General features: G+C 51.5%; 18 protein-coding genes and 1 pseudogene. 18 read left to right on the top strand and 1 reads right to left on the bottom strand.

Annotated elements, in window-relative coordinates; all coding sequences use genetic code 11:
* Positions 1-7 precede the first annotated feature (7 nt).
* The 11 genes and pseudogenes from fabH (at position 8) to ptsG (ending at position 10551) form a co-directional block, all read left to right on the top strand.
* A pseudogene (fabH, locus tag KXD89_RS13315) lies at positions 8-961 on the top strand (beta-ketoacyl-ACP synthase III).
* 15 nt (positions 962-976) lie between these two features.
* The gene (fabD, locus tag KXD89_RS13310; RefSeq protein WP_000191372.1) at positions 977-1906 is read left to right on the top strand and encodes an ACP S-malonyltransferase; all 930 of its coding nucleotides are present in this window, start codon (positions 977-979) and stop codon (positions 1904-1906) included.
* Between the two features lie 12 nt (positions 1907-1918).
* Positions 1919-2653 (top strand): 3-oxoacyl-ACP reductase FabG, encoded by a 735-nt coding sequence (gene fabG / locus KXD89_RS13305; protein WP_001008535.1) that lies wholly within the window; start codon positions 1919-1921, stop codon positions 2651-2653.
* 210 nt (positions 2654-2863) lie between these two features.
* Complete coding sequence (acpP, locus tag KXD89_RS13300) at positions 2864-3100, top strand: acyl carrier protein (RefSeq protein WP_000103754.1); 237 nt, start codon at positions 2864-2866, stop codon at positions 3098-3100.
* Positions 3101-3187: 87 nt separating this feature from the next.
* A complete protein-coding gene (fabF, locus tag KXD89_RS13295) occupies positions 3188-4429 on the top strand; it encodes a beta-ketoacyl-ACP synthase II (RefSeq protein WP_000044679.1) in 1242 nt (413 codons plus the stop codon).
* 119 nt (positions 4430-4548) lie between these two features.
* Positions 4549-5358 carry an aminodeoxychorismate lyase gene (pabC, locus tag KXD89_RS13290; RefSeq protein WP_000478681.1) on the top strand — a complete coding sequence of 270 codons (810 nt, stop codon included), beginning with the start codon at positions 4549-4551 and terminating at the stop codon, positions 5356-5358.
* A 2-nt stretch (positions 5359-5360) separates the two neighbouring features.
* Positions 5361-6383 carry a cell division protein YceG gene (gene yceG / locus KXD89_RS13285; RefSeq protein WP_000756827.1) on the top strand — a complete coding sequence of 341 codons (1023 nt, stop codon included), beginning with the start codon at positions 5361-5363 and terminating at the stop codon, positions 6381-6383.
* Complete coding sequence (gene tmk, locus KXD89_RS13280) at positions 6373-7014, top strand: dTMP kinase (RefSeq protein ID WP_001257000.1); 642 nt, start codon at positions 6373-6375, stop codon at positions 7012-7014. The genes yceG and tmk overlap by 11 nt, the downstream gene beginning before the upstream one ends.
* Positions 7011-8015 (top strand): DNA polymerase III subunit delta', encoded by a 1005-nt coding sequence (gene holB / locus KXD89_RS13275; protein WP_001267956.1) that lies wholly within the window; start codon positions 7011-7013, stop codon positions 8013-8015. The genes tmk and holB overlap by 4 nt, the downstream gene beginning before the upstream one ends.
* A 10-nt stretch (positions 8016-8025) precedes the next feature.
* On the top strand, positions 8026-8823 hold the full coding sequence (locus KXD89_RS13270) for a metal-dependent hydrolase (protein ID WP_000480245.1): 798 nt from the start codon (positions 8026-8028) through the stop codon (positions 8821-8823).
* A gap of 294 nt (positions 8824-9117) precedes the next feature.
* Positions 9118-10551 carry a PTS glucose transporter subunit IIBC gene (gene ptsG, locus KXD89_RS13265; RefSeq protein WP_000475719.1) on the top strand — a complete coding sequence of 478 codons (1434 nt, stop codon included), beginning with the start codon at positions 9118-9120 and terminating at the stop codon, positions 10549-10551.
* Positions 10552-10610: 59 nt separating this feature from the next.
* Here the strand turns inward: ptsG and fhuE are convergent, their stop codons facing one another.
* Positions 10611-12800, bottom strand: a complete 2190-nt coding sequence (gene fhuE, locus KXD89_RS13260; RefSeq protein ID WP_000953441.1) for a ferric-rhodotorulic acid/ferric-coprogen receptor FhuE — start codon at positions 12798-12800, stop codon at positions 10611-10613.
* 333 nt (positions 12801-13133) lie between these two features.
* Here fhuE and hinT point away from each other — a divergent pair, with 333 nt between their 5' ends.
* The 7 genes from hinT to ndh all read left to right on the top strand — a co-directional run bounded on the left by hinT (position 13134) and on the right by ndh (position 18638).
* Positions 13134-13493, top strand: coding sequence for a purine nucleoside phosphoramidase (gene hinT / locus KXD89_RS13255; protein WP_000807125.1), 360 nt, complete (start codon positions 13134-13136; stop codon positions 13491-13493).
* A 2-nt stretch (positions 13494-13495) separates the two neighbouring features.
* Positions 13496-13873, top strand: coding sequence for a YcfL family protein (locus tag KXD89_RS13250; RefSeq protein ID WP_001225295.1), 378 nt, complete (start codon positions 13496-13498; stop codon positions 13871-13873).
* Between the two features lie 13 nt (positions 13874-13886).
* The gene (gene lpoB / locus KXD89_RS13245; protein ID WP_000164439.1) at positions 13887-14528 is read left to right on the top strand and encodes a penicillin-binding protein activator LpoB; all 642 of its coding nucleotides are present in this window, start codon (positions 13887-13889) and stop codon (positions 14526-14528) included.
* Positions 14509-15333 (top strand): thiamine kinase, encoded by an 825-nt coding sequence (gene thiK, locus KXD89_RS13240; protein WP_001116592.1) that lies wholly within the window; start codon positions 14509-14511, stop codon positions 15331-15333. The genes lpoB and thiK overlap by 20 nt, the downstream gene beginning before the upstream one ends.
* A gap of 10 nt (positions 15334-15343) precedes the next feature.
* On the top strand, positions 15344-16369 hold the full coding sequence (gene nagZ / locus KXD89_RS13235; RefSeq protein WP_000529320.1) for a beta-N-acetylhexosaminidase: 1026 nt from the start codon (positions 15344-15346) through the stop codon (positions 16367-16369).
* A 22-nt stretch (positions 16370-16391) separates the two neighbouring features.
* The gene (ycfP, locus tag KXD89_RS13230) at positions 16392-16934 is read left to right on the top strand and encodes an alpha/beta hydrolase YcfP (RefSeq protein WP_000587933.1); all 543 of its coding nucleotides are present in this window, start codon (positions 16392-16394) and stop codon (positions 16932-16934) included.
* Positions 16935-17333: 399 nt separating this feature from the next.
* Positions 17334-18638 carry an NADH-quinone dehydrogenase gene (gene ndh / locus KXD89_RS13225; RefSeq protein ID WP_000211045.1) on the top strand — a complete coding sequence of 435 codons (1305 nt, stop codon included), beginning with the start codon at positions 17334-17336 and terminating at the stop codon, positions 18636-18638.
* The last annotated feature ends 42 nt before the right edge of the window (positions 18639-18680 follow it).

The raw sequence follows: 18680 nt of genomic DNA, 5'->3' as shown, positions 1-18680 counted from the left end.
AGCGTACATGTATACGAAGATTATTGGTACTGGCAGCTATCTGCCCGAACAAGTGCGGACAAACGCCGATTTGGAAAAAATGGTGGACACCTCTGACGAGTGGATTGTCACTCGTACCGGTATCCGCGAACGCCACATTGCCGCGCCAAACGAAACCGTTTCAACCATGGGCTTTGAAGCGGCGACACGCGCAATTGAGATGGCGGGCATTGAGAAAGACTAGATTGGCCTGATCGTTGTGGCAACGACTTCTGCTACGCACGCTTTCCCGAGCGCAGCTTGTCAGATTCAAAGCATGTTGGGCATTAAAGGTTGCCCGGCATTTGACGTTGCAGCAGCCTGCGCAGGTTTCACCTATGCATTAAGCGTAGCCGATCAATACGTGAAATCTGGGGCGGTGAAGTATGCTCTGGTCGTCGGTTCCGATGTACTGGCGCGCACCTGCGATCCAACCGATCGTGGGACTATTATTATTTTTGGCGATGGCGCGGGCGCTGCGGTGCTGGCTGCCTCTGAAGAGCCGGGAATCATTTCCACCCATCTGCATGCCGACGGTAGTTATGGTGAATTGCTGACGCTGCCAAACGCCGACCGCGTGAATCCAGAGAATTCAATTCATCTGACGATGGCGGGCAACGAAGTCTTCAAGGTTGCGGTAACGGAACTGGCGCACATCGTTGATGAGACGCTGGCGGCGAATAATCTTGACCGTTCTCAACTGGACTGGCTGGTTCCGCATCAGGCTAACCTGCGTATTATCAGTGCAACGGCGAAAAAACTCGGTATGTCTATGGATAATGTCGTGGTGACGCTGGATCGCCACGGTAATACCTCTGCGGCCTCTGTCCCGTGCGCGCTGGATGAAGCTGTACGCGACGGGCGCATTAAGCCGGGGCAGTTGGTTCTGCTTGAAGCCTTTGGCGGTGGATTCACCTGGGGCTCCGCGCTGGTTCGTTTCTAGGATAAGGATTAAAACATGACGCAATTTGCATTTGTGTTCCCTGGACAGGGTTCTCAAACCGTTGGAATGCTGGCTGATATGGCGGCGAGCTATCCAATTGTCGAAGAAACGTTTGCTGAAGCTTCTGCGGCGCTGGGCTACGACCTGTGGGCGCTGACCCAGCAGGGGCCAGCTGAAGAACTGAATAAAACCTGGCAAACTCAGCCTGCGCTGTTGACTGCATCTGTTGCGCTGTATCGCGTATGGCAGCAGCAGGGCGGTAAAGCACCGGCAATGATGGCCGGTCACAGCCTGGGGGAATACTCCGCGCTGGTTTGCGCTGGTGTGATTGATTTCGCTGATGCGGTGCGTCTGGTTGAGATGCGCGGCAAGTTCATGCAAGAAGCCGTACCGGAAGGCACGGGCGCTATGGCGGCAATCATCGGTCTGGATGATGCGTCTATTGCGAAAGCGTGTGAAGAAGCTGCAGAAGGTCAGGTCGTTTCTCCGGTAAACTTTAACTCTCCGGGACAGGTGGTTATTGCCGGTCATAAAGAAGCGGTTGAGCGTGCTGGCGCTGCCTGTAAAGCGGCGGGCGCAAAACGCGCGCTGCCGTTACCAGTGAGCGTACCGTCTCACTGTGCGCTGATGAAACCAGCAGCCGACAAACTGGCAGTAGAATTAGCGAAAATCACCTTTAACGCACCAACAGTTCCTGTTGTGAATAACGTTGATGTGAAATGCGAAACCAATGGTGATGCCATCCGTGACGCACTGGTACGTCAGTTGTATAACCCGGTTCAGTGGACGAAGTCTGTTGAGTACATGGCAGCGCAAGGCGTAGAACATCTCTATGAAGTCGGCCCGGGCAAAGTGCTTACTGGCCTGACGAAACGCATTGTCGACACCCTGACCGCCTCGGCGCTGAACGAACCTTCAGCGATGGCAGCGGCGCTCGAGCTTTAAAAGAGGAAAATCATGAATTTTGAAGGAAAAATCGCACTGGTAACCGGTGCAAGCCGCGGAATTGGCCGCGCAATTGCTGAAACGCTCGCAGCCCGTGGCGCGAAAGTTATTGGCACTGCGACCAGTGAAAATGGCGCTCAGGCGATCAGTGATTATTTAGGTGCCAACGGCAAAGGTCTGATGTTGAATGTGACCGACCCGGCATCTATCGAATCTGTTCTGGAAAAAATTCGCGCAGAATTTGGTGAAGTGGATATCCTGGTCAATAATGCCGGTATCACTCGTGATAACCTGTTAATGCGAATGAAAGATGAAGAGTGGAACGATATTATCGAAACCAACCTTTCATCTGTTTTCCGTCTGTCAAAAGCGGTAATGCGCGCTATGATGAAAAAGCGTCATGGTCGTATTATCACTATCGGTTCTGTGGTTGGTACCATGGGAAATGGCGGTCAGGCCAACTACGCTGCGGCGAAAGCGGGCTTGATCGGCTTCAGTAAATCACTGGCGCGCGAAGTTGCGTCACGCGGTATTACTGTAAACGTTGTTGCTCCGGGCTTTATTGAAACGGACATGACACGTGCGCTGAGCGATGACCAGCGTGCGGGTATCCTGGCGCAGGTTCCTGCGGGTCGCCTCGGCGGCGCACAGGAAATCGCCAACGCGGTTGCATTCCTGGCATCCGACGAAGCAGCTTACATCACGGGTGAAACTTTGCATGTGAACGGCGGGATGTACATGGTCTGACCGCGATTTGCACAAAATGCTCATGTTGCGCGCAGTCTGCGTGGTTATGAGTAATAATTAGTGCAAAATGATTTGCGTTATTGGGGGGTAAGGCCTCAAAATAACGTAAAATCGTGGTAAGACCTGCCGGGATTTAGTTGCAAATTTTTCAACATTTTATACACTACGAAAACCATCGCGAAAGCGAGTTTTGATAGGAAATTTAAGAGTATGAGCACTATCGAAGAACGCGTTAAGAAAATTATCGGCGAACAGCTGGGCGTTAAGCAGGAAGAAGTTACCAACAATGCTTCTTTCGTTGAAGACCTGGGCGCGGATTCTCTTGACACCGTTGAGCTGGTAATGGCTCTGGAAGAAGAGTTTGATACTGAGATTCCGGACGAAGAAGCTGAGAAAATCACCACCGTTCAGGCTGCCATTGATTACATCAACGGCCACCAGGCGTAAGTGAACATCTCCAGGCGGTCGTTCGACCGCCTGAGTTTTATCTTTTTGTCCCACTAGAATCATTTTTTCCCTCCCTGGAGGACAAACGTGTCTAAGCGTCGTGTAGTTGTGACCGGACTGGGCATGTTGTCTCCTGTCGGCAATACCGTAGAGTCTACCTGGAAAGCTCTGCTTGCCGGTCAGAGTGGCATCAGCCTAATCGACCATTTCGATACTAGCGCCTATGCAACGAAATTTGCTGGCTTAGTAAAGGATTTTAACTGTGAGGACATTATCTCGCGCAAAGAACAGCGCAAGATGGATGCCTTCATTCAATATGGAATTGTCGCTGGCGTTCAGGCCATGCAGGATTCTGGCCTTGAAATAACGGAAGAGAACGCAACCCGCATTGGTGCCGCAATTGGCTCCGGGATTGGCGGCCTCGGACTGATCGAAGAAAACCACACATCTCTGATGAACGGTGGTCCACGTAAGATCAGCCCATTCTTCGTTCCGTCAACGATTGTGAACATGGTGGCAGGTCATCTGACTATCATGTATGGCCTGCGTGGCCCGAGCATCTCTATCGCGACTGCCTGTACTTCCGGCGTGCACAACATTGGCCATGCTGCGCGTATTATCGCGTATGGCGATGCTGACGTGATGGTTGCAGGTGGCGCAGAGAAAGCCAGTACGCCGCTGGGCGTTGGTGGTTTTGGCGCGGCACGTGCATTATCTACCCGCAATGATAACCCGCAAGCGGCGAGCCGCCCGTGGGATAAAGAGCGTGATGGTTTCGTACTGGGCGATGGTGCCGGTATGCTGGTACTTGAAGAGTACGAACACGCGAAAAAACGCGGTGCGAAAATTTACGCTGAACTCGTCGGCTTTGGTATGAGCAGCGATGCTTATCATATGACGTCACCGCCAGAAAATGGCGCAGGCGCAGCTCTGGCGATGGCAAATGCTCTGCGTGATGCAGGCATTGAAGCGAGTCAGATTGGCTACGTTAACGCGCACGGTACTTCTACGCCGGCTGGCGATAAAGCTGAAGCGCAGGCGGTGAAAACCATCTTCGGTGAAGCTGCAAGCCGTGTGTTGGTAAGCTCCACGAAATCTATGACCGGTCACCTGTTAGGTGCGGCGGGTGCAGTAGAATCTATCTACTCCATCCTGGCGCTGCGCGATCAGGCTGTTCCGCCAACCATCAACCTGGATAACCCGGATGAAGGTTGCGATCTGGATTTCGTACCGCACGAAGCGCGTCAGGTTAGCGGAATGGAATACACTCTGTGTAACTCCTTCGGCTTCGGTGGCACTAATGGTTCTTTGATCTTTAAAAAGATCTAAGTTGTCATTTTCCACCCTTATAAAAGGTCCGCTTGCGGGCCTTTTTTCTTAGCTTTTATTCCGACTTGTTCCGTAGTGAACATGCTGCCACACTAACAATTCTCTGATAAGGAGCCGGTATGTTCTTAATTAACGGTCATAAGCAGGAATCGCTGGCAGTAAGCGATCGGGCAACGCAGTTTGGTGATGGTTGTTTTACCACCGCCAGAGTTATCGACGGTAAAGTCAGTTTGTTATCGGCGCATATCCAGCGACTACAGGATGCTTGTCAGCGGTTGATGATTTCCTGTGACTTCTGGCCTCAGCTTGAACAAGAGATGAAAACGCTGGCAGCAGAACAGCAAAATGGTGTGCTGAAAGTCGTGATCAGTCGCGGTAGTGGCGGGCGAGGGTACAGCACATTGAACAGCGGACCGGCAACGCGGATTCTCTCCGTTACGGCTTATCCTGCACATTACGACCGTTTGCGTAACGAGGGGATTACGTTGGCGCTAAGCCCGGTGCGGCTGGGGCGCAATCCTCATCTTGCAGGTATTAAACATCTCAATCGTCTTGAGCAAGTATTGATTCGCTCTCATCTTGAGCAGACAAACGCTGATGAGGCGCTGGTCCTTGACAGCGAAGGGTGGGTTACGGAATGCTGTGCGGCTAATTTGTTCTGGCGGAAGGGCAACGTAGTTTATACGCCGCGACTGGATCAGGCAGGTGTTAACGGCATTATGCGACAATTCTGTATCCGTTTGCTGGCACAATCCTCTTATCAGCTTGTCGAAGTGCAAGCCTCTCTGGAAGAGTCGTTGCAGGCAGATGAGATGGTTATTTGTAATGCGTTAATGCCAGTGATGCCCGTATGTGCCTGTGGCGATGTCTCCTTTTCGTCAGCAACGTTATATGAATATTTAGCCCCACTTTGTGAGCGCCCGAATTAGTCATGAAAAAAGTGTTATTGATAATCTTGTTATTGCTGGTGGTACTGGGTATCGCCGCTGGTGTGGGCGTCTGGAAGGTTCGCCATCTTGCCGACAGCAAATTGCTTATCAAAGAAGAGACGATATTTACCCTGAAGCCAGGGACCGGACGTCTGGCGCTCGGTGAACAGCTTTATGCCGATAAGATCATCAATCGTCCACGGGTTTTTCAATGGCTGCTGCGTATCGAACCGGATCTTTCTCACTTTAAAGCCGGGACTTACCGCTTTACACCGCAGATGACCGTGCGCGAGATGCTGAAATTGCTGGAAAGCGGTAAAGAAGCACAGTTCCCTCTGCGACTGGTAGAAGGGATGCGTCTGAGCGATTACCTCAAGCAATTGCGTGAGGCCCCGTATATCAAGCATACGCTGAGCGATGATAAGTACGCCACCGTAGCGCAGGCACTTGAACTGGAAAACCCGGAGTGGATTGAAGGTTGGTTCTGGCCAGACACCTGGATGTATACCGCCAATACCACCGATGTCGCGTTACTCAAGCGAGCGCACAAGAAAATGGTGAAAGCGGTCGATAGCGCCTGGGAAGGGCGTGCGGACGGTCTGCCTTATAAAGATAAAAACCAGTTGGTGACGATGGCATCAATTATCGAAAAAGAAACCGCCGTTGCCAGTGAACGCGATAAGGTTGCCTCAGTATTTATCAACCGTTTACGCATTGGTATGCGCCTGCAGACCGACCCGACCGTGATTTACGGGATGGGAGAGCGTTATAATGGCAAACTTTCTCGTGCAGACCTGGAAACGCCGACAGCGTATAACACCTATACCATTACCGGTCTGCCGCCAGGTGCGATAGCGACGCCGGGGGCGGATTCGCTGAAGGCTGCTGCGCATCCGGCAAAAACGCCGTATCTCTATTTTGTGGCCGATGGTAAAGGTGGTCACACGTTTAATACCAATCTTGCCAGTCATAACAAGTCTGTGCAGGATTATCTGAAAGTGCTTAAGGAAAAAAATGCGCAGTAAGTATATCGTCATTGAGGGGCTGGAAGGCGCAGGCAAAACTACCGCGCGTAATGTGGTGGTTGAGACGCTCGAGCAACTGGGTATCCGCGACATGGTTTTCACTCGGGAACCTGGCGGTACGCAACTTGCCGAAAAGTTAAGAAGCCTGGTGCTGGATATCAAATCGGTAGGCGATGAAGTCATTACCGATAAAGCCGAAGTTCTGATGTTTTATGCCGCGCGCGTTCAACTGGTAGAAACGGTCATCAAACCAGCTCTGGCTAACGGCACCTGGGTGATTGGCGATCGCCACGATCTCTCCACTCAGGCGTATCAGGGCGGCGGACGTGGTATTGACCAACATATGCTGGCAACACTGCGTGATGCTGTTCTCGGGGATTTTCGCCCCGACTTAACGCTCTATCTCGATGTTACCCCGGAAGTTGGCTTAAAACGCGCGCGTGCGCGCGGCGAGCTGGATCGTATTGAGCAAGAATCTTTCGATTTCTTTAATCGCACCCGCGCCCGCTATCTGGAACTGGCAGCACAAGATAAAAGCATTCATACCATTGATGCCACCCAGCCGCTGGAGGCCGTGATGGATGCAATCCGCACTACCGTGACCCACTGGGTGAAGGAGTTGGACGCATGAGATGGTATCCATGGTTACGACCTGATTTCGAAAAACTGGTAGCCAGCTATCAGGCCGGAAGAGGTCACCATGCGCTACTCATTCAGGCGTTACCGGGCATGGGCGATGATGCTTTAATCTACGCCCTGAGCCGTTATTTACTCTGCCAACAACCGCAGGGCCACAAAAGTTGCGGTCACTGTCGTGGATGTCAGTTGATGCAGGCTGGCACGCATCCCGATTACTACACCCTGGCTCCCGAAAAAGGAAAAAATACGCTGGGCGTTGATGCGGTACGTGAGGTCACCGAAAAGCTGAATGAGCACGCACGCTTAGGTGGTGCGAAAGTCGTTTGGGTAACCGATGCTGCCTTACTAACCGACGCCGCGGCTAACGCATTGCTGAAAACGCTTGAAGAGCCACCAGCAGAAACTTGGTTTTTCCTGGCTACCCGCGAGCCTGAACGTTTACTGGCAACATTACGTAGTCGTTGTCGGTTACATTACCTTGCGCCGCCGCCGGAACAGTACGCCGTGACCTGGCTTTCACGCGAAGTGACAATGTCACAGGATGCATTACTTGCCGCATTGCGCTTAAGCGCCGGTTCGCCTGGCGCGGCACTGGCGTTGTTTCAGGGAGATAACTGGCAGGCTCGTGAAACATTGTGTCAGGCGTTGGCATATAGCGTGCCATCGGGCGACTGGTATTCGCTGCTAGCGGCCCTTAATCATGAACAAGCTCCGGCGCGTTTACACTGGCTGGCAACGTTGCTGATGGATGCGCTAAAACGCCATCATGGTGCTGCGCAGGTGACCAATGTTGATGTGCCGGGCCTGGTCGCCGAACTGGCAAACCATCTTTCTCCCTCGCGCCTGCAGGCTATACTGGGGGATGTTTGCCACATTCGTGAACAGTTAATGTCTGTTACAGGCATCAACCGCGAGCTTCTCATCACCGATCTTTTACTGCGTATTGAGCATTACCTGCAACCGGGCGTTGTGCTACCGGTTCCTCATCTTTAAGAGAGACATCATGTTTTTAGTCGACTCACACTGCCATCTCGATGGTCTGGATTATGAATCTTTGCATAAGGACGTGGATGACGTTCTGGCGAAAGCCGCCGCACGCGATGTGAAATTTTGTCTGGCAGTCGCCACAACATTACCGGGTTATTTACATATGCGGGATCTGGTAGGCGAACGTGACAACGTCGTATTTTCTTGTGGCGTGCATCCACTCAACCAGAATGATCCCTACGATGTAGAAGATTTACGCCGTCTGGCGGCAGAAGAGGGTGTTGTAGCGCTGGGTGAAACCGGGCTGGATTATTATTACACGCCGGAAACTAAAGTACGTCAGCAAGAGTCCTTCATCCATCATATCCAGATTGGTCGTGAACTGAACAAGCCGGTTATCGTCCATACCCGTGACGCCCGTGCCGATACGCTGGCAATTCTGCGCGAAGAAAAAGTGACGGATTGCGGTGGCGTACTACACTGTTTTACAGAGGACAGAGAAACGGCGGGTAAATTACTGGATCTCGGATTTTACATCTCCTTTTCCGGCATTGTGACCTTCCGTAATGCGGAGCAACTGCGCGATGCTGCGCGTTATGTCCCCCTGGATCGGTTACTGGTGGAAACTGACTCACCTTACCTTGCGCCGGTACCGCATCGAGGAAAAGAGAATCAACCTGCGATGGTTCGTGACGTTGCAGAATACATGGCTGTGTTGAAAGGTGTTGCCGTTGAAGAACTGGCGCAGGTAACCACCGATAACTTCGCCCGTCTGTTTCACATCGACGCTTCCCGCCTTCAATCCATCCGTTGAATGAGTTTTTTTAAAGCTCGTAATTAATGGCTAAAACGAGTAAAGTTCACCGCCGAAAATTGGGCGGTGAATAACCACGTTTGAAATATTGTGACATATGTTTTGTCAAAATGTGCAACTTCTCCAATGATCTGAAGTTGAAACGTGATAGCCGTCAAACAAATTGGCACTGAATTATTTTACTCTGTGTAATAAATAAAGGGCGCTTAGATGCCCTGTACACGGCGAGGCTCTCCCCCCTTGCCACGCGTGAGAACGTAAAAAAAGCACCCATACTCAGGAGCACTCTCAATTATGTTTAAGAATGCATTTGCTAACCTGCAAAAGGTCGGTAAATCGCTGATGCTGCCGGTATCCGTACTGCCTATCGCAGGTATTCTGCTGGGCGTCGGTTCCGCGAATTTCAGCTGGCTGCCCGCCGTTGTATCGCATGTTATGGCAGAAGCAGGCGGTTCCGTCTTTGCAAACATGCCACTGATTTTTGCGATCGGTGTCGCCCTCGGCTTTACCAATAACGATGGCGTATCCGCGCTGGCCGCAGTTGTTGCCTATGGCATCATGGTTAAAACCATGGCCGTGGTTGCGCCACTGGTACTGCATTTACCTGCTGAAGAAATCGCCTCTAAACACCTGGCGGATACTGGCGTACTCGGAGGGATTATCTCCGGTGCGATCGCAGCGTACATGTTTAACCGTTTCTACCGTATTAAGCTGCCTGAGTATCTTGGCTTCTTTGCCGGTAAACGCTTTGTGCCGATCATTTCTGGCCTGGCTGCCATCTTTACTGGCGTTGTGCTGTCCTTCATTTGGCCGCCGATTGGTTCTGCAATCCAGACCTTCTCTCAGTGGGCTGCTTACCAGAACCCGGTAGTTGCGTTTGGCATTTACGGTTTCATCGAACGTTGCCTGGTACCGTTTGGTCTGCACCACATCTGGAACGTACCTTTCCAGATGCAGATTGGTGAATACACCAACGCAGCAGGTCAGGTTTTCCACGGCGACATTCCGCGTTATATGGCGGGTGACCCGACTGCGGGTAAACTGTCTGGTGGCTTCCTGTTCAAAATGTACGGTCTGCCAGCTGCCGCAATTGCTATCTGGCACTCTGCTAAACCAGAAAACCGCGCGAAAGTGGGCGGTATTATGATCTCCGCGGCGCTGACCTCGTTCCTGACCGGTATCACCGAGCCGATCGAGTTCTCCTTCATGTTCGTTGCGCCGATCCTGTACATCATCCACGCGATTCTGGCAGGCCTGGCATTCCCAATCTGTATTCTTCTGGGGATGCGTGACGGTACGTCGTTCTCGCACGGTCTGATCGACTTCATCGTTCTGTCTGGTAACAGCAGCAAACTGTGGCTGTTCCCGATCGTCGGTATCGGTTATGCGATTGTTTACTACACCATCTTCCGCGTGCTGATTAAAGCACTGGATCTGAAAACGCCGGGTCGTGAAGACGCGACTGAAGATGCAAAAGCGACAGGTACCAGCGAAATGGCACCGGCTCTGGTTGCTGCATTTGGTGGTAAAGAAAACATTACTAACCTCGACGCATGTATTACCCGTCTGCGCGTCAGCGTTGCTGATGTGTCTAAAGTGGATCAGGCCGGCCTGAAGAAACTGGGCGCAGCGGGCGTAGTGGTTGCTGGTTCTGGTGTTCAGGCGATTTTCGGTACTAAATCCGATAACCTGAAAACCGAGATGGATGAGTACATCCGTAACCACTAATCCGTAAGACGTTGGGGAGACTAAGGCAGCCAGATGGCTGCCTTTTTTACAGGTGTTATTCAGAATTGATACGTGCCGGTAATGCTGAAATTACGCGGTGTGCCGTAGACGATAGAACCTTCCACGTTGGTATCGTAGGTTTTGTCGAACAGGTTATTGACGTTCCCCTGTAACGAGAAGTTTTTCGTCACCTGGTAGCGGGTGAAGAGATCCACCAGCGCGTAGCTACCTTGCTCGGCGCGGAAGGTGCCATACGGCGTCACGGTGTCGGTATACACGCGATTTTGCCAGTTAACACCACCGCCGACCGTCAACTCTGGCATGACAGGCAACCGATAGCTGGTGAACATTTTAACCGTGGTGCGTGGCAGATTAGGATTAACGGCGTTTCCTTCGTTATCCTCTGCAATATAGCGCGTTGCGCCAAATGTCAGCTGCCAGTTGTCGGTAATTGCGCCGTTGAGTTCAAATTCCACCCCTTTACTGACTGTCCCATCCACCGCTTTATAGGCGGTTTCGCCGTTGCTGCCGGGGATAGGTGTACCGGTGGACTGAGCGACATTATCCTGCTCAATACGGAAGATGGCTAACGTGGTGGTCAGACGGCTATTCATCCAGTCCGATTTCAGACCCAGCTCGTAGTTGTTACCGGTGATTGGAGCCAGATATTTGCCTGAACTGTCACGATCATTTTGCGGCTGGAAAATAGAGGTATAGCTGGCGTAGGTCGACCAGTTGTCATTGATGTCAAACACCAGACCAGCGTAAGGCGTGGTGTGGTTTTTCTCCATGCTGTAAGTCAGCGTATCAACCCGCCAGTTGGTATAACGTGCGCCGAGGATCAGATGCAGCGGATCGGCAAGGGTGACACGAGTGGCAGCATATAACGATTTCATATGTGTGGTATCGTCCTGCGCCAGGCTCTGTGGTGACCAGTCGGTTTGTGGGAAATTGCCATTAAAGTTGTAGAAACTGCCAATTTCATCCGGGAAGATGTTGGCCCATGAACTGAAGTAACGATTGTTTTGTTTGCTGTAACTGCCACCAAACATTAGATTGTGCTGACGACCAAACAATTCATAACTACCGTCAGCGAACAAATCCAGCGCATCAACTTTACGTTTGCCACTGTTCCAACCGGTGCCGCCGACATAATCAAAGCCAGGTCCATAATTACTGTATGGCCCAACCAGCATACCATCCGCTTTGTTTACATAGGCATCGACATACATCATTTTGCTGTCAAATTCGACTTCAGAGTGGGTGGCATTCAGTGTCGCTTGCCAGGTATCAGCAAACTGCTGCTTCAGGGTCATAAAGACCTTGTTGATCTCTTTATCGTTGTACGCCCAGTCAGGTGCGGTACTGCGTGCGCGATCGTAACTGTTGCTGCTGCCATCAGTATTCCAGCGCGGTAAACCGCCCCAGGTAGGGCTATTAACATCAATGCGCTGATATTCGTAACCGGCTGAAAGCGTCGTAAGATCGCCTAAATCAGCATCGACAATGCCCGAGAAGAAGGTCTTTTCACTGTTGTAGCGGTCCAGCCATGAGTCGTTATTCTGGTAGCCGCCGACAATTCGCGCGCGGATTTTACCGTCTTCGGTGAGTGGGCTTTGTAAATCCGCCACATACCGTTCTTTGTTCCAGCTACCGTATTCCGCCGAGACATCGCCTTTAAATTCACGACTGGTCGCGTGTTTTCGAACCATATTAATTGCCGCAGATGGATTACCCGTCCCGGTCATGAGTCCTGTCGCGCCACGCACTACTTCTACGCGTTCAAAGAGTGCCATATCAGAAAGTGCGTCGCCCAGATTCCAGCGCGATTCAAAATAGGTGGGGATACCATCAACCATATAGTTATCGATCTGGAATCCGCGGGAATAATAAAGAGCACGATCGGAATCCGCCTGACTTTTGCTGATCCCCAGCGTGTTTTCCATCACTTCGCCCAGCGTTTGTAACTGCTGATCTTCCATCCGCTGCTGGCTAACAATAGTGACCGACTGAGGAATATCACGTTGAGTCATCTGCATTTTGGTACCCGCAGAGGTAGACGTTACGCTGTAATCATTTTCGCCATCATCTGGAGCTGTGGCTGAACCCTCAACAATCACCGTTTCTTCAGTGGCTGGTGCAGCAAAAGCGGCAGAAGGTAATAGTGCCAGTGCTATGCAACCGGCAAGTAGTGACGGTTTGGTGATGGCTTGATATTGATTATCCCTGTTAAATTGTGTTGAAAGCATTTGAAATCTCTTGGTTTATGTTGTCGTCAGGCTCATGCCGGAGGAGGGTGATGAGCGATTATATTTAGTGTGCGAATAATTTTGTTTGTAAATGCAAATGAGAAATATACGCATTCATATTTGTCATGTAAACCAAACAGAGAATGTCTTTTCAGCGCATTCGCAGGCAGAAATGGGAATAATGGCGATATATACGGCAGCAAAACGATTTTTTGCTTAAGAAATCGTGAGTTAAGGTTGAAAGAGCAGGTTTAACTCGACCATACTCTATACTCGCAGTGTGGCGCGGCGTAGCATGGCGCAACGCATGGCTATTTGAAAAAGGAAAATGTCGTGGCAGAAGAAACTATATTCAGCAAAATTATTCGTCGTGAGATCCCCTCCGATATCGTCTACCAGGATGATCTGGTAACGGCGTTTCGCGATATTTCGCCGCAAGCGCCAACGCATATTCTGATCATTCCGAATATCCTCATTCCGACTGTGAACGACGTCTCAGCTGAGCATGAGCAGGCGCTGGGACGCATGATCACCGTAGCGGCAAAAATTGCTGAGCAAGAAGGTATTGCCGAAGATGGCTATCGTCTGATCATGAATACCAACCGCCATGGCGGACAAGAGGTTTACCACATCCATATGCACTTGTTGGGTGGCCGTCCGCTGGGACCAATGCTGGCGCATAAAGGTCTGTAACGATGAGAAAAGGATGCTTTGGGCTGGTGTCTCTGGTGTTGTTACTGCTGGTGGGCTGTCGTTCACATCCGGAAATTCCGGTGAATGATGAGCAATCGCTGGTGATGGAGTCATCTTTATTGGCTGCGGGCATCAGTGCAGAAAAGCCCTTCCTTTCGACGTCTGATATTCAACCTTCAGCATCCTCAACGCTTTATAACGAAAGGCAAGAACCCGTTACCGTTCATTATCGTTTTTACTGGTATGACGCCAGAGGGCTGGAGATGCATCCTCTGGAAAGGCCACGCAGCGTTACCATTCCCGCACATTCGGCGGTAACGCTGTACGGCAGCGCCAATTTTCTGGGGGCGCACAAAGTCAGACTTTATCTATATTTGTAAGGGGTGAATCTTGATGACAAAAATGAGTCGCTACGCCTTGATTACCGCGCTGGCGATGTTTCTCGCCGGGTGTGTGGGGCAACGTGAACCTGCACCGGTAGAAGAAGTGAAACCAGCGCCGGAACAACCAGCCGAGCCACAACAGCCTGTCCCCACAGTGCCCTCGGTGCCGACGATCCCGCAGCAGCCAGGCCCAATTGAGCACGAAGATCAAACTGCACCGCCTGCGCCGCATATTCGCCATTATGACTGGAATGGCGCAATGCAGCCGATGGTCAGTAAGATGCTTGGGGCTGACGGGGTGACTGCGGGTAGCGTCCTGCTGGTTGATAGCGTTAACAACCGTACTAACGGTTCGCTGAATGCCGCAGAAGCGACCGAAACGCTGCGAAATGCGCTGGCTAATAACGGGAAATTTACCCTGGTTTCCGCCCAGCAACTGTCGATGGCGAAGCAACAGTTAGGTTTGTCGCCGCAGGACAGTTTAGGCACCCGTAGTAAAGCCATAGGCATTGCCCGCAATGTCGGCGCTCATTACGTGCTGTACTCCAGCGCCTCTGGCAACGTTAACGCTCCGACCCTACAAATGCAGCTGATGCTGGTGCAGACGGGCGAAATTATCTGGTCAGGTAAAGGTGCCGTTTCGCAGCAATAATCCCATCACGCGCGACGAATTGCTGTCGCGCTTTTTCCCGCAGTATCATCCCGTCACGACGTTTAATAGTGGGCTTAGTGGCGGGAGTTTTCTCATTGAACATCAGGGCCAGCGTTTTGTTGTGCGTCAGCCGCACGATCCTGATGCGCCGCAGTCCGCGTTCTTGCGCCAGTATCGGGCTTTATCACAACTACCCGCATGCATTGCACCGAAGCCGCATTTATATCTCCGTGACTGGATGGTAGTCGACTATCTGCCCGGCGCGGTAAAAACGTATTTGCCGGATACCAACGAACTGGCAGGCTTGCTGTATTATCTACATCAACAACCACGTTTTGGCTGGCGAATAACGCTGTTGCCGTTACTGGAACTGTACTGGCAGCAAAGCGATCCGGCGCGGCGGACAGTGGGTTGGCTGCGAATGTTAAAACGTCTGCGCAAAGCGCGGGAACCACGGCCTTTACGCTTAAGTCCATTGCATATGGATGTCCACGCCGGAAATTTAGTGCATAGCGCGTCAGGGTTAAAACTCATCGACTGGGAGTATGCCGGAGATGGTGATATCGCGCTGGAACTGGCGGCGGTGTGGGTGGAAAATACTGAACAGCACCGGCAATTGGTCAATGACTATGCCACTCGCGCGAAGATTTATCCGGCGCAATTATGGCGTCAGGTCAGGCGATGGTTTCCCTGGCTGCTGATGCTCAAAGCAGGGTGGTTTGAGTACCGCTGGCGACAAACCGGCGATCAACAATTTATCAGGCTGGCCGATGACACCTGGCGGCAGCTATTAATAAAACAATAAGGAGAGCAGTGTGGGTCCAGTAATGTTGGATGTCGAAGGTTACGAACTGGACGCGGAAGAGCGTGAAATACTGGCGCATCCGCTGGTGGGAGGGCTGATTCTCTTTACGCGTAACTATCATGATCCTGCCCAGTTACGTGAACTGGTGCGCCAGATCCGCGCAGCTTCGCGCAATCGTCTGGTGGTGGCGGTTGATCAGGAAGGTGGACGCGTGCAGCGTTTTCGTGAAGGTTTTACCCGCTTGCCAGCGGCGCAATCATTCGCTGCGCTGTCAGGAATGGAAGAGGGTGGCAAACTGGCGCAGGAGGCAGGTTGGTTGATGGCCAGCGAAATGATCGCTATGGATATTGATATCAGCTTTGCGCCTGTGCTGGATGTCGGGCATATCAGCGCGGCGATTGGCGAGCGTTCTTATCATGCCGATCCACAAAAAGCCCTGGCAATTGCCAGCCGGTTTATTGATGGTATGCATGAAGCCGGAATGAAAACGACCGGGAAACACTTCCCAGGACACGGTGCAGTAACGGCAGACTCACACAAAGAAACACCGTGCGATCCACGTCCACAAGCGGAGATTCGCGCTAAAGATATGTCGGTCTTCAGTTCCTTAATCCGCGAAAATAAACTCGACGCCATTATGCCTGCGCATGTGATCTACAGTGATGTTGATCCGCGTCCGGCGAGCGGTTCTCCCTACTGGCTGAAAACCGTTTTGCGTCAGGAACTGGGTTTTGACGGCGTGATTTTCTCTGACGATTTATCGATGGAAGGTGCCGCGATTATGGGCAGTTATGCCGAACGCGGGCAGGCTTCACTGGATGCGGGTTGCGATATGATCCTGGTCTGCAATAATCGTAAAGGGGCCGTCAGCGTGTTAGATAATCTGTCACCGATCAAGGCAGAACGTGTTACACGTTTGTATCATAAAGGTTCATTTTCGCGACAGGAACTGATGGACTCGGCTCGCTGGAAAGCGATCAGCACCCGTCTGAATCAGTTACATGAACGCTGGCAGGAAGAGAAAGCAGGTCACTAACCCTGGCTTATGTGAGGAAGCGATGATTATCTATTTACACGGTTTTGACTCTAACAGTCCGGGTAACCACGAGAAAGTCTTACAATTGCAGTTTATTGACCCGGATGTACGCTTGATAAGCTACAGTACGCGGCATCCGAAACATGATATGCAGCATCTGCTTAAAGAAGTGGACAAAATGTTGCAACTGAACGTTGACGAGCGTCCGCTAATTTGCGGCGTTGGCTTGGGCGGATACTGGGCGGAACGGATTGGTTTTCTTTGCGACATCCGCCAGGTGATCTTCAACCCTAATTTGTTCCCTTATGAGAACATGGAAGGCAAGATTGATCGCCCGGAAGAGTATGCCGATATTGCCACTAAGTGTGTGACCAACTTCCGTGAGAAGAATCGCGATCGTTGCCTGGTGATTTTGTCGCGTAATGATGAAGCGCTTAACAGCCAGCGGACATCTGAAGAGTTGCATCATTATTACGAGATTGTCTGGGACGAAGAGCAGACGCACAAATTCAAGAATATCTCCCCGCATTTACAGCGCATTAAAGCGTTCAAAACCCTCGGGTAAATGCCCTCGTCGCATCAGGTAACCTTGCCGGTACCTGATGCGCTCCGAATTCTGTGGGTCGGATAAGGCGTCCACGCCGCATCCGACAGTCGAGCATCAATGCCTGATGCGCTTCTTATCAGGCCTACCGAACGCCCTGCATACACCCCTCACTCTATATCACTCTCACAAATTCGCTCAAATAATAAACAATAAACTCTGTTTTTTGATCTCACCCGGTAAAGTCGCCTATCTTTTCAGCAACAAAACTTGATTAACATCAATTTTGGTATGACCAATGCACCATTCATGTTATTCTCAATAGCGAAGAACATTTTCATTGCTGTAACCTGTTGTTAATTAAGAGCTATGTTAATAACCATTAATTAACAATTGGTTAATAAATTTAAGGGGGTCACGTTGACTACGCCATTGAAAAAGATTGTGATTGTCGGCGGCGGTGCTGGTGGGCTGGAAATGGCAACACAGCTGGGGCATAAGCTGGGACGCAAGAAAAAAGCCAAAATTACGCTGGTCGATCGTAACCACAGCCACCTGTGGAAACCGCTGCTGCACGAAGTGGCGACTGGCTCGCTTGATGAAGGCGTCGATGCGTTGAGCTATCTGGCCCATGCGCGCAATCATGGTTTCCAGTTCCAGCTGGGTTCCGTCATTGATATTGATCGTGAAGCGAAAACAATCACTATTGCAGAACTGCGCGACGAGAAAGGTGAACTGCTGGTTCCGGAACGTAAAATCGCCTATGACACCCTGGTAATGGCGCTGGGTAGCACCTCTAACGATTTCAATACGCCAGGTGTCAAAGAGAACTGCATTTTCCTCGATAACCCGCACCAGGCGCGTCGCTTCCACCAGGAGATGCTGAATTTGTTCCTGAAATACTCCGCCAACCTGGGCGCGAATGGCAAAGTGAACATTGCGATTGTCGGCGGCGGCGCGACGGGTGTAGAACTCTCCGCTGAATTGCACAACGCGGTCAAGCAACTGCACAGCTACGGTTACAAAGGCCTGACCAACGAAGCCCTGAACGTAACGCTGGTAGAAGCGGGAGAACGTATTTTGCCTGCGTTACCGCCACGTATCTCTGCTGCGGCCCACAACGAGCTAACGAAACTTGGCGTTCGCGTGCTGACGCAAACCATGGTCACCAGTGCTGATGAAGGCGGCCTGCACACTAAAGATGGCGAATATATTGAGGCTGATCTGATGGTATGGGCAGCCGGGATCAAAGCGCCAGACTTCCTGAAAGATATCGGTGGTCTTGAAACTAACCGTATCAACCAGCTGGTGGTGGAACCGACGCTGCAAACCACCCGCGATCCAGACATTTACGCTATTGGCGACTGCGCGTCATGCCCGCGTCCGGAAGGGGGCTTTGTTCCGCCGCGTGCTCAGGCTGCACACCAGATGGCGACTTGCGCAATGAACAACATTCTGGCGCAGATGAACGGTAAGCCGCTGAAAAATTATCAGTATAAAGATCATGGTTCGCTGGTATCGCTGTCGAACTTCTCCACCGTCGGTAGCCTGATGGGTAACCTGACGCGCGGCTCAATGATGATTGAAGGACGAATTGCGCGCTTTGTATATATCTCGCTATACCGAATGCATCAGATTGCGCTGCATGGTTACTTTAAAACCGGATTAATGATGCTGGTGGGGAGTATTAACCGCGTTATCCGTCCGCGTTTGAAGTTGCATTAATCGACGTACACTGGCGGATGTGGCATAAACGCCTCATCCGCC

This window comes from Escherichia sp. TC-EC600-tetX4 (assembly GCF_019356055.1).
Classification (GTDB): domain Bacteria; phylum Pseudomonadota; class Gammaproteobacteria; order Enterobacterales; family Enterobacteriaceae.
The sequence above is the reverse complement of the archived record's forward strand: the minus strand, read 5'-3'. Positions and strand labels throughout refer to the sequence as shown.

Bases quoted from the DNA above. Each gene is read 5' to 3' on its own strand.
- ptsG (WP_000475719.1), top strand. From the start codon at position 9,118: ATGTTTAAGAATGCATTTGCTAACCTGCAAAAGGTCGGTAAATCGCTG.
- lpoB (WP_000164439.1), top strand. From the start codon at position 13,887: ATGACAAAAATGAGTCGCTACGCCTTGATTACCGCGCTGGCGATGTTT.
- acpP (WP_000103754.1), top strand. From the start codon at position 2,864: ATGAGCACTATCGAAGAACGCGTTAAGAAAATTATCGGCGAACAGCTG.
- KXD89_RS13250 (WP_001225295.1), top strand. From the start codon at position 13,496: ATGAGAAAAGGATGCTTTGGGCTGGTGTCTCTGGTGTTGTTACTGCTG.
- fabG (WP_001008535.1), top strand. From the start codon at position 1,919: ATGAATTTTGAAGGAAAAATCGCACTGGTAACCGGTGCAAGCCGCGGA.
- yceG (WP_000756827.1), top strand. From the start codon at position 5,361: ATGAAAAAAGTGTTATTGATAATCTTGTTATTGCTGGTGGTACTGGGT.
- pabC (WP_000478681.1), top strand. From the start codon at position 4,549: ATGTTCTTAATTAACGGTCATAAGCAGGAATCGCTGGCAGTAAGCGAT.
- ycfP (WP_000587933.1), top strand. From the start codon at position 16,392: ATGATTATCTATTTACACGGTTTTGACTCTAACAGTCCGGGTAACCAC.
- fhuE (WP_000953441.1), bottom strand. From the start codon at position 12,800: ATGCTTTCAACACAATTTAACAGGGATAATCAATATCAAGCCATCACC.
- holB (WP_001267956.1), top strand. From the start codon at position 7,011: ATGAGATGGTATCCATGGTTACGACCTGATTTCGAAAAACTGGTAGCC.
- KXD89_RS13270 (WP_000480245.1), top strand. From the start codon at position 8,026: ATGTTTTTAGTCGACTCACACTGCCATCTCGATGGTCTGGATTATGAA.
- fabD (WP_000191372.1), top strand. From the start codon at position 977: ATGACGCAATTTGCATTTGTGTTCCCTGGACAGGGTTCTCAAACCGTT.
- tmk (WP_001257000.1), top strand. From the start codon at position 6,373: ATGCGCAGTAAGTATATCGTCATTGAGGGGCTGGAAGGCGCAGGCAAA.